The following is a 10,912-nucleotide window of genomic DNA, read 5'->3' on the forward strand; positions in this document are numbered from 1 at the left end:
GTCAAAGATTCGCTGAGAACTCTCCTAACCTTGCTGTAATTCCGACACTCGATTTTTAATGCGTTTCAAAGATATTGGATATGCGGTTCCGAGGTTTTGCGCAAATAATGAAATGCGAAACTCTTCCACCATCCAGCGCAGCGACTTAGCGTCGTCATCACTAATGCCCTTACGATTTTGCTTTTCCAGCTCATCAATTAACGCTTCGGCTTTGTTCACTTCGATCATTTTCAAACGGTCCTGATTTGGGTCAATAGGCAGCTTTTCCAGGCGACGGCTAATGCCCTTAAGATAACGAAGTAAATCATCTAACTTATTGATGCCGCTACGAGTAACAAAACCTTTATAAACCAGTGATGTTAACTGATTCTTAATGTCTCCATGAGATTGAATTGCGGCAAAGCCGAGATTTCCTTTCAGTTGCTTTTGAATCTGATGATGCATTGACAGGATCTGCTCAAGTTTAATGGCGCTATCTAGGACGGTATCTGCAATTTCGCCACGAACTTTATCTCGCACTATTTTAAATGATGGTTCGTCATAAGGAAGTTCACCATTGGCAGCGATAATGGCTCGGGCGCTGGCATGGATACAATCGGTTAGCAGATCAGAAATCTTACCGAATGGATTGAAATACAACCCCAGCTTCGACTTATTTGGCAGCTTTTGCTCAAGGTATTTAATTGGTGAAGGTATGCTTAACAACACTAGTCTGGCAACACCCTGCAGCATATTGTCTTTTGCCTGTTGCTCGGTTTCAAATAGCTCAATTGCAACATCTTTACCCTGGTCGACCAAAGCTGGAAACGCCTGAATTTTGATATTCGCCGTGGTTTTTTCATAACTTTTTGGCAATTTACCAAAACCCCATTCGGTGATATTTTGTTGTTCAATACCTTTGTCGGCAACCGCTTTGATGGATTTTTTAACCTGCGACTGCAATTGTTCCTGCAGGTTTAGTAGATCTCGCCCCTGGCTTAATAGCTTGCCTTTATCATTCACCACCTTAAAGTTCATTTTCAGATGTTCTGGTAACTCAGAAACATTCCATAACTCTGGGTCTATGCGTATACCGGTCATTCGTAACAGCTGCTTTGCCATTGCCTGGGTTAATGATTGGCCATCGGGATTAATCGCCTGAAAACACGCCTGTGCATAGTTAGGCGCCGGTACAAAGTTTTTGCGAACCTGTTTAGGCAACCCTTTTATCAGTGCCGTTATCTTTTCTAAGCGCAAAGCCGGGATCAGCCAGTCAAAGTCAACATCTTCAACCTGATTTAACATCGAAATCGGGATATTAATGCTGACGCCGTCATCGGCACTCCCCGGATCAAAGTGATAACTGATCGGTAAAGCCAAATTGTCCTGACGCCATATCGTCGGGTAATCATCTACATTAATTTCATCCCTATCATCCTGAAGCACGTCATTGCGGGACATGGTTAATAAATCTGGATTAGCCTTTTTGGTCTTTTTCCACCAGCTAAGGAAACTTGCCTGGTCGGCAATATGCTCCGGAATTCTTTGCAGGTAGAAGTCCACAAGCTGCTCTTCATCGACAAGAAACTCGCGACGACGAGATTTATCTTCCATCTCAGTGATAGATTCAATTAAGTCCTGATTTTTCTGAAAGAAAGCTTGGTGAATTCGTCCTTCACCAAGCACCAAAGCCTGTCGAACAAACATCATTCGGCAGGTTTCTGGATCGATCTTGGTGTAGTTAATTCGCCTTTTGGTAACGATCACCAGGCCATATAAACTCACTTGTTCATAAGCCATTACCGAACCTTGCTTCTTATCCCAGTGAGGCTCCAGATAGCTGCGCTTTACCAAATGCCCGGCTAAGGGTTCAACCCATTCAACATCAATACGAGCACAGAATCTGGCAAACAAACGACTGGTCTCGACAAGTTCTGCGGCCATCAGCCATTTTGGGGTTTTCTTCGCCAAACCAGAACCAGGGAAGATAAAGAAGCGGGAGTTTCGCGCGCCTTTGTACTCACGGTTTTCGTCTAGGTTACCAAGGTGACTCAACAGCCCTGATAATATGGCCTGGTGAATCGTATCCTGGTTTGCCACATCAAAAGACATATGGCCATTGTCGTCAGCGATTTTTATTTGCGGAGCAAACGCTGACCAATCCAGTCCTTGTTCTTTTATGCTTAATCTGAGTTGCGAGACAATATCTTGCCACTCACGAATGCGAAGGTAAGACAGATATTGTTTTTTACATAAGTTCCGAAATTGATTATTACTCAGCGCTTTTTGTTGCTGCTGGATATAGACCCAGAGATTTAACAAACTGATAAAATCTGATTGTTTATCCTTAAAGCGGCTATGGTGTTGATCCGCAGCCTGTTGTTTTTCCATTGGCCGCTCTCTGGGATCCTGAATCGTCAGGCCGGCGGTAATAATAGCCAGTTCCTGACTACAGCCATACTGAGTAGCCGTCAGTAACATTTTTGCCAAACGTGGATCGATAGGAAACTTGGATAGGTTTCGGCCGGTCGCTGTTAAGGTATTTTGACCGTGTTTGCCTTCGCTAATTGCATCTAATTCTAACAGCAAACGAACACCGTCATTGATGTTGCGTTGATCCGGTGGCTGCACAAATGGAAAGTCAGCGATGTTACCTAGATCTAAGGCTAGCATCTGCAAAATTACCGTTGCTAAATTGGTACGCAAGATCTCAGGATCGGTAAACTCCGGTCGTAACAAAAAGTCTTCTTCGGAATACAAGCGAATACAAACCCCTTCCGCAACACGACCACATCGCCCTGCTCGTTGATTGGCACTGGCCTGGGAAATGGGTTCAATCGGCAGTCGCTGTACTTTGGTTCGATAGCTATATCTGGATATCCGAGCCGTACCGGTATCAATCACATAACGAATACCTGGCACCGTCAGGGAAGTTTCCGCTACGTTGGTAGAGAGAACAATATTGGTTCCGGTATGGGGAGCGAATATCTTATTTTGTTCGGCGACAGTTAACCGTGAAAACAAAGGTAAAATATGGGTATTGCGAAAGTTCTCTTTTTCAAGCGCTGCAGCGGCGTCGCGAATTTCTCGCTCACCGTTTAAAAACACCAGGATGTCACCAGGTGGCAACTGCTGTAAGTCCTCTACCGCCCGGATAATACCAGCTATGTAATCGTCCTGTTCTGACAAGGGCTGATAAACGATATCGACCGGATAGGTGCGGCCAGAAACCTCGATAACCGGCGCCTGATTGAAATGATTCGAAAAGCGCTGCGGGTCGATGGTTGCCGAGGTAATGATAACTTTCAAGTCAGGGCGTTTTGGAAGAATTTGCTTAAGATACCCAAGAATGAAGTCTATGTTCAGGCTGCGTTCATGGGCCTCATCGATGATAATGGTGTCATATTGGCGCAATAGTCGGTCTTTTTGCATTTCCGCCAGCAAAATACCGTCGGTCATTAGCTTTACATAACTACGTTCACTAACCTGATCGGTAAATCGCACTTTATAACCAACCACATCACCCAGTTTTGAATGCAATTCCTCGGCAATTCGATTCGCGACTGTTCGCGCCGCTATTCTTCGAGGTTGGGTGTGGCCAATCATGCCTTCCACGCCTCGGCCTAGCTCAAGACATATTTTAGGAATTTGCGTCGTTTTACCAGAACCGGTCTCACCAGCAATGATCACCACCTGGTTGTCGTTAATTGCGGTTTTGATTTCAGCAGCATGTTCGCTAACTGGCAACCCCTCAGGATAAGTAACCTTAGGAAGTTGTTGTTGACGTTGTGCTTTAAGGGCAATGGAGGCAAGGATCGCTTCATGTATTTTTTCTAGCGCCCGTTCACGTTTTTGTTCATTGGCGATTTTCTTTAACCCTTGTAATCGACGTTTAAGCATAAACTTGTCACAAAGGCGAGTTTGATTTAGAAGAGCGAAACTATCTGAGGAAGATGGCGATGACACTGAGTAAAAAAACCTGGTAAACAGTCATAAAATTGGCAGTATCTTAACATCTAGACGAGGGAAAATCAGTACGGTATTACAAGGTAATACCGTCTGTGAGCAAGAAGTCTTATCTTTGGATTTGGTTCTCTTTTGGTTGCCACGTCGATTCGTGGAAAGTAGAGCGAATATGTAAATCAATAGCGCGCAAAACATCGTTACGGGAAATGGTGCCTAACAGCGCACCATCGTCGTCTGTAACGGGATATACCTTAGGTTTTTGCTGTAACATGGTTTGTGCCAATTCAACGATACTCGTGTATGGTTTCATGGTCAGTACTTCCGTTCGCATTAGCTGACTAACATCTGCCATATGCTCACCGTAATAACTGGTTTGCAGCATTTTTGCCAATACGTCTGACTCAGATAGAAAGCCAATCAGTTGACCATTGTCATCAATGACGGGACCACCTATTTGCTTTGTTTTCAGAAACCTAAGAGATGCCTCCTCGACCGCCATATCGGCAGTGAAGGTGACCGGATACAAATTCATGTAATCTTTTACCTGAAGTGATTCCATCGCTTTGCCCTATTCCGAGAACGAAAAAAACGTTGCTTTCTATAACGTTAAGGTTAGTTGATAAACACGACAATAGGTAATTCCTAACCAATTTCCCTATTCTGATTTAAAAATCGCAACTTCAGCGTTACCACCAAGCTTTTTCGATGCCCGGTACATACCTTTGGAGTTAAAAGGCATGGCAATATTGCCTTGTGAATCAATCGCGATAACGCCGCCACTGCCGCCAGCCTCAACGAGAACATCATTAACCACCGTATCTGCCGCCTGTTGCAGTGATATGTTTTGATATTGAACCCTGGCACAAATATCAGCAGCAACATGATAACGGATAAAAAATTCGCCATGGCCTGTTGCTGATACCGCACAGGATTGATTGTTGGCATAGGTTCCTGCACCAATGATTGGTGAATCACCAATCCGGCCGAACCTTTTGGCTGTCATTCCACCGGTTGACGTACCAGCGGCGAGGTTACCTTCTTTATCTAACGCGACCGCGCCCACGGTGCCATATTTAAAATGCGTATCCAGGTTTTGATAGGCCGCTTTATCGTTTTGCTTTTCATCGCTCTGATGTAACTTTTCGATCGCTTTATCTAGCTGAAGTTTTCGATGCGGCGTGTCAAAAAAGCTGTTGTCAACCAACTCCAAACCCTGTTCTTTTGCAAAATCCTGTGCCCCTTCGCCACTTAACATTACGTGCGCAGATCTGTCTTTAATGACATTAGCAAGCGCAATTGGGCTAGCAACATTTTTTACCCCGGATACCGCACCAGCTTCTAGCGTAGCTCCGTCCATAATAGAGGCGTCTAACTCATGAGTGCCATCGTAGGTATAAACCGCACCGACGCCAGCATTAAAATATGGGCTCGCCTCGAGGATTTGAATAGCTACAATCACCGCATCGGTACTGCTGCCTCCTTCTGCCAATACTTTGTAACCCGTATTCACTGCTTCTTCGAGCTTTTGTCGATACGCCTGTTCCTGTTGTTCAGTAAAGTTCTCTTTAGCTATTGTTCCGGCGCCACCGTGTATTGCAATAGCAATCGGCGATTGTTCAGAATTTGCAGGTGTAGAAAACGCAGCCGCCTGATTACAGGCAAGAGACAAAAAGGCCAATGACAAAGGTAAAGTTAGAATTTTTCGCATAGTGATGGGCTCAGAATTAGTTTTCTTTTCATAATAACCAAAACTTTGGGGATGTGAAAAGATGTCTTGCGAAAATTGCAAAGGAAACTGCATAGATATTCAAAATAATCAATAAAGAGACCCGATTTATTAATAATTGCTTACACTCTCTGTGGCAAATTATACAAAAAATTCATAATTTCACATAATTTGCAAAAAATTAGATTTAACTCATTGATTATTAATATTTCTTAAACATATAAAGCATATATTCATCAGGTTTTCCTCAGGTTTTTTAGGCCCTTTTGGCGTTTAATTTAGATGTCGGTTATGACACTTAAAGGCCAATCATCAGGATTTGCCAGGATATGAGGAAAGCAAATTATGAATAGAATGATGAATAAATTTACAAAACGCACTGGCCTCCTACTTGCGGCGGCTGGAATGATTTTTAGCACAAATGTAGTAGCAGAGACTGATGCGATGCCATCGTACATGGAAAATGCATTAATAGATGTCTGTAAAGCTGCTGAATCCAATAACACGATCCGTTTCAGCCAAGCGCTAGACAGTCATCGTCTGGATACCCAAACCGTTGCTCTGAAAGTCGTTTGTAATGGTGAAAACATTTCAGACTTTGCGGCGACTCGAGGTGCTTACGATACTGCAGAGCGCTTAAATGAAAGCCTCGATGACGTAAGCATCGAAGACGTGGCACTTCATTCTAAAAATAAATTAAGTGTTAACTACTAGGCCGGTGGCAACGTTCCCGCCTGGAACCATGCTAGACAATCGGAGACGCAAAAAAGCCAATACCTGAAGGTGTTGGCTTTTTCTTGTTGGAATATCTAAACATTGAACACGCTAAATCATTAATTAGCGATCTTTTTATTAGCCGCCAGTTGCTTGCGCTGTAATTGTAACGAACGTTCGATAAACTTAAAGCTTTGCTGATACCCCTGGCGTTGTTCGATCGCTACCAATGCCGGATGCGAACCTCCATATTTCCACTGATAATAATGTTGCCAGCCCTTGTCGACGGCTTGTTGAAATGCAAAAGTCGCAGCTCGTTCGTCACCGAGAATGATATTAAGAACAACGTCACTGATACCTTTACCTTCAAACCCCAGGTGATTTAAATCCGCCGTTGATTGTTTTAACTGGCGTGCTATTTGTTCAGCCCGCTGTTGCTCGCCATTTTTTGACAACAACCAGGCGTAATCAATCCAATCGGACAGGCCCGATAAATTATCAGGATTAATAGATTCATTAAAGAATGGCTGATACATCGACAGTGCTTTTTGATACTCGCCTTTTAGCATTAGGTAACGGCCAAAAATTAGATTCCCCATCTGCCCATCCTTACCTGCAGGGCACCCGAATTCCTCGTCCTGAGCATTAACAATGCTTAACTGGCACTTCATTTGGGCCAAAGTCGCAGGTTCAGCACTGGCTACTAAACGCGAGTAATAGTGACTGGCAGTGGTTTTATCGCCTAAATAAAAATTCGCCTGCGCCAGCAAAATAATCAGCTCTTTTTCCGTTGCTTTTAAAGGTGTTTGATTAAGAAAGTCTATAGCGTCAGCAAATTGTCCGGTGTCAACCAATAGCCAGGCAAACAAGTATCTGGCACTGTAATCACGATAATTAAGATTCAGATAACTGGTTAACGTGTCCAGAGCGGATTGATGATGCCCTAACCGACTCTGAAGTTTCGCGTAATTAAAGGTTGCTACCGATAATTTCGGCTCCAGCTTTAGGGCTCTTTGCAAATGCGATTCGGCTTTTTGAAACTGATTCAACTGCAAGTAAAACGAGCCTAAATAACTTTGATACTCGGGCTGGTTTTTTAGAGCATCTGACGCTTTCACCGCGTCATTAATCAACTCATCTAACTCGATATCCTTGTTGCCATATTGATACAAAGCTTTGATGAAAACCATGCCCTGCTCCATGTCTTCGGGAGCGACTCGGATAAATAGATTTCGCATCTTTGACAGGTATTCAGCATTTCCCAAGAAACTTGCAGCCCTATAATAAGCGATGCCCAACTCGATTGGGATTTCAACGGATTGTGGATAGGTACGCATGCCATTTTCTAACAATTGTATCGAGGTTAAATAATTATCGTAATTGCTGACCAGTCTTAATTGCCTTGCTTGGTGAATGAGCAATTCCGTTTGCATCGTCTCTATAGACATTGAACTTAAGTCGAGATTGTTACTGTTTACCACTTCAATAAAATAATCTAACGTATTGGCTACGCTGTTAACCAGTAAAGGCCAATCATCAGCGGCCCCAGCAAATGTTTGGCTCCAGATCACTTTGCCATCTTTGGCGTCGGCAAAATGCAGACTTACCTGAATATCTTGTTCTATGCGTCTTACCGCTCCTCCGACAAAATAATCAAAGTTATCCTCCCTGGCGTCAATCAATCGATTACTAAGACTAACCTGCACGTATTTAGAATTGCCGAGCGTCGTTATCAATTGTTGAGTCAGAGTTTTTGCGACGAGTATGCTCTCATCAAGGTTGTCGTTGGCTGTAAAATTTTCAATCCTAAGTTTTACCGGTTCAGGCTCGGCATAAATACGACTGACGGCAAACCATAAGGCTACAGCTACTAGCAAAAGAGCAAGCGAAGCAAACAGGGTCCTCTTTCGAAATTTAAAGGTGACAAGACGGGCGTTATCATTGCCAATGGGTTCAGGAATTTGTTCATTTCTGGAAGGTGTGTAGTCGAGCAAATAACCGTGTTTAGGTATGGTTTTTATGTATTGGCGCACCTTGTCATGATCATTGAGTTTTTTACGTAGGACCGAAATTGCCCGGGTTATTACATCGTCTGAGGTGTATCTGGATTGCCATACCTTTTCATTTAATTCTTCTCTTGATACCACCCGATTACTATTCTCTAAGAGATAAACTAATACCTCCATAACTTTAGGCTCGAGATGAATCACCTCCCCATCTTTTTCAATCAACGACTTTTCCGGGTAAATTACCCAGTCGTCTAAAAGATAGGAAATACTCGCCATTATTTGCCCTCTGCATATTGCCAGGAAGAAAACAACACATAAGTGCCCCCAGTCTCTTTTTAGAGACCGAGAAACTCTCTAATTACATGCACCAGGTCGGTTAATTAAGTGTAGTAGGCCTTGGGAACAAGGAAAGCTCTGAAGCGCCAAGTTGACCAAGGCTAGCTCCGAAAGTGATTAACAGGATCGCTTATCTATCTGATTTAATGACCGACACAGATTAAAAAAACAAACAGAATGATTTTAATTAAATCCGTAACAAAATGTAATTTGTCGCCGCTATCTTTGAATTCTCGAGCCCAGACCTGAACATCGGCTTACACGTTTCTCTATCCCCTCAATAAACTCTTTTTTCCTTGAAAATAACTGGAAGTGGGATTTTGCCCGGGTAAGCCCGGTATAAATCAGTTCTCTGGATAATAACCGAGTACTACCTTTTTCAGGAATAACCATGGCAACGCTTGCAAACTCAGATCCCTGAGTTTTGTGGATGGTCATTGCAAAAACCGTTTCGAATGGCGGTAAACGAGGAATGGAAACCGAACGAAACTGATCGCCGTCAGGAAAATGGGCTTTTAAGTTGCCATCGGCATCTGGCCAAATCATCCCAATGTCACCATTAAACAACTGTAACTTATAATGGTTCTGGGTGATCATAATTGGTCGCCCGCGGTAAAGGGTTTGGCCATAGGCTTTAAACCCCTGACTCTGTAATTCCTGCTCTATCATCTCATTTAGCGATTCAATGCCACCCTCACCTGATCGGCTTGGCGTAAGAATTCTAAACCCCTGAAACTTGGCATACGCCGCAGATAAGTCGGTTTGTAAAAATATCTCTCGATAATAATCCTGAGTGAGATTTTGCACATATTTGCTCAGGAATTTTTCCGATGCCAGCTGTAACTGTTTGGTATCCTTAGTCAATAATTGCCAGGACTGTTTACTGTCACCGTCAATAATAGCCTTTGCCAACAACCCGATTCCACCGCTGCCCTGGAAACGTCTGGATTTGGTGAGATACGTAAGGTAATCGCAATTAAAGCTCTCACTCGCAGCGATGTTTTGTGAGGTTAACTGACGAATATAATTGGCATTCTCAACGGAATACCGGGTTACCGATGAGGTTGCCAGATCGGCAAGCACACTTCCGGTTTCCACTGAAGGTAACTGCTGACAGTCACCTAACAATACGACTTTACATTTTTCTGGAAGCGCTCTGAACAGTCGGGTCATCAATGGTAAGTCCACCATAGATACTTCATCAACGATAACGACGTCACAGGATAAAGGATTATCCTGATGATGGCGGAAATTTGGACTATTGGGGATAACGCCCAACAGTCTATGCAAAGTCAACCCGGTTAATGGAATCGCATCCAGAACCGAATCGGGTATGCTGCCATCTTTGCGAAAGCCTTCCACTGCAGCGGCAATGGATTCACTTAAACGTTGCGCAGCCTTGCCGGTTGGTGCAACCAGTTTGATATCAGGATTTACCTTCGATTGCATGATTATCGCCGCAATGAGTTTAGTGACCGTATACGTTTTTCCCGTCCCGGGCCCCCCAGCGATGATGCTAAACGATTTATTTAAGGCATTAGCCACCGCAACCTTTTGCCAATCGGTTTCGTTTTCCTCTGAGTGAGGAAATAATTGTTGCACGATATCAGCGGCGGCTTTATTGCTGTCAGCATTGCTGTCAGTATCGGATTGTTGTGAAGATATTGCCTCAGCCCGTAATCGATGATTAATGACATCGGCTAATTCTGTTTCAAACCGCCAGTAACGTCGCAAATAAAGCTGTTGATTATCGACAACCACTAATCCTTGCTCAGTGCATGCACCGATAAACCGCGCAAGAATATCGTCTAAGAATGCGAGTTCCGCAAAAACATAGCCGGGATAAGCCTCATCTGAACCTTCGCTACTTTCAAACCATAACTGCCCGGCTACCGTTGCCAACGGTAAGCAGGTATGTCCCTGCCTTTGAAACTGCGAGAGCGCGACAAATAAATGAAACAAAGCCGAAAACTCTTGATCGTCGAATCTGGATTCACTGCTGGTAGCAAGGATCTCTTTTGCCAGGAAGTAATCAATGGCTTCAATATCGGCAAGTTGTTTCTTCAGTTTCAACACATTAGGTAATTTATCAAGGTAATGTTGCCAGGTTTCGACTGGCGCCTCATCGGCAAATAAAAAGCTCTGTTGCGCTTGCTGGTTTTCCTGATATTTATTTGTCATG

Annotated in this window: 6 protein-coding genes; 1 reads left to right on the forward strand and 5 read right to left on the reverse strand. The window is 43.7% G+C overall.

What is annotated here, in order from left to right:
* Window positions 1-24 precede the first annotated feature (24 nt).
* From hrpA to FNC98_RS08670, 3 genes are all read right to left on the reverse strand, one after another.
* Window positions 25-3,945, reverse strand: a complete 3,921-nt coding sequence (gene hrpA, locus FNC98_RS08660; protein WP_409574548.1) for an ATP-dependent RNA helicase HrpA — start codon at window positions 3,943-3,945, stop codon at window positions 25-27.
* A 109-nt stretch (window positions 3,946-4,054) separates the two neighbouring features.
* Window positions 4,055-4,504: a CBS domain-containing protein gene (locus FNC98_RS08665; RefSeq protein WP_143580849.1), complete on the reverse strand. Its 450-nt coding sequence runs from the start codon at window positions 4,502-4,504 to the stop codon at window positions 4,055-4,057.
* 96 nt (window positions 4,505-4,600) lie between these two features.
* Window positions 4,601-5,653, reverse strand: coding sequence for an isoaspartyl peptidase/L-asparaginase family protein (locus tag FNC98_RS08670; RefSeq protein WP_143580850.1), 1,053 nt, complete (start codon window positions 5,651-5,653; stop codon window positions 4,601-4,603).
* A gap of 423 nt (window positions 5,654-6,076) precedes the next feature.
* Between FNC98_RS08670 and FNC98_RS08675 the strand changes: the two genes are divergently transcribed.
* Window positions 6,077-6,385, forward strand: coding sequence for a DUF3718 domain-containing protein (locus FNC98_RS08675; protein WP_185967914.1), 309 nt, complete (start codon window positions 6,077-6,079; stop codon window positions 6,383-6,385).
* Between the two features lie 119 nt (window positions 6,386-6,504).
* On the opposite strand, the gene FNC98_RS08680 is transcribed toward FNC98_RS08675, so the two are convergent.
* Together FNC98_RS08680 and recD are read right to left on the reverse strand one after the other, a co-directional pair.
* Window positions 6,505-8,670 carry a winged helix-turn-helix domain-containing protein gene (locus FNC98_RS08680; RefSeq protein ID WP_143580852.1) on the reverse strand — a complete coding sequence of 722 codons (2,166 nt, stop codon included), beginning with the start codon at window positions 8,668-8,670 and terminating at the stop codon, window positions 6,505-6,507.
* Between the two features lie 279 nt (window positions 8,671-8,949).
* Window positions 8,950-10,911 carry an exodeoxyribonuclease V subunit alpha gene (gene recD / locus FNC98_RS08685; RefSeq protein WP_143580853.1) on the reverse strand — a complete coding sequence of 654 codons (1,962 nt, stop codon included), beginning with the start codon at window positions 10,909-10,911 and terminating at the stop codon, window positions 8,950-8,952.
* Window position 10,912 lies beyond the last annotated feature (1 nt).

Origin of the sequence: Thalassotalea sp. PS06 (assembly GCF_007197775.1) — a bacterium.
GTDB lineage: Bacteria > Pseudomonadota > Gammaproteobacteria > Enterobacterales > Alteromonadaceae > Thalassotalea_A.

Excerpts from the sequence above, each read along its gene's own strand:
- FNC98_RS08665 (WP_143580849.1), bottom strand. The coding sequence starts at position 4,504 with ATGGAATCACTTCAGGTAAAAGATTACATGAATTTGTATCCGGTCACC.
- FNC98_RS08670 (WP_143580850.1), bottom strand. The coding sequence starts at position 5,653 with ATGCGAAAAATTCTAACTTTACCTTTGTCATTGGCCTTTTTGTCTCTT.
- FNC98_RS08675 (WP_185967914.1), top strand. The coding sequence starts at position 6,077 with ATGATTTTTAGCACAAATGTAGTAGCAGAGACTGATGCGATGCCATCG.
- FNC98_RS08680 (WP_143580852.1), bottom strand. The coding sequence starts at position 8,670 with ATGGCGAGTATTTCCTATCTTTTAGACGACTGGGTAATTTACCCGGAA.
- recD (WP_143580853.1), bottom strand. The coding sequence starts at position 10,911 with ATGACAAATAAATATCAGGAAAACCAGCAAGCGCAACAGAGCTTTTTA.